This is a genomic window from Paenibacillus sp. PsM32 (assembly GCF_030433815.1).
In the GTDB taxonomy this organism is placed as follows: domain Bacteria; phylum Bacillota; class Bacilli; order Paenibacillales; family Paenibacillaceae; genus Saccharibacillus; species Saccharibacillus kyungheensis.
Genome location: NZ_JARUWY010000059.1, coordinates 1 through 241, shown reverse-complemented (window position 1 = coordinate 241; position 241 = coordinate 1). Strand labels below are relative to the sequence as shown.

1 protein-coding gene is annotated in these 241 nt (G+C 41.1%); it reads left to right on the top strand.

Annotation, left to right across the window (positions count from 1 at the left end; genetic code table 11):
* On the top strand, positions 1-241 hold a 241-nt coding region (locus QCD85_RS23725; protein WP_301264089.1), incomplete at both ends, for a histidine kinase dimerization/phosphoacceptor domain-containing protein.

Genomic DNA, 241 nt, shown 5'->3' with positions numbered 1-241 from the left:
TATTTAGAGGTATTATCGAAGAACGTCATCGGTTATCGCGAGAATTGCTTGATTCAGTCTCTCTGCAGTTGTTTGCGATTTCAATGACAGCGACTGCAATAGGACGTACTTTTGATAGTAATCGAGCCCTTGCTATACGTCAGGTTGAATTAATCGTAGTTTTGTCATCTGTTGGTCAATCGGATATGAGAGCGCTACTATTAGATCTTCGGACTGTATATCTAGAAGGGATGCGTCTATC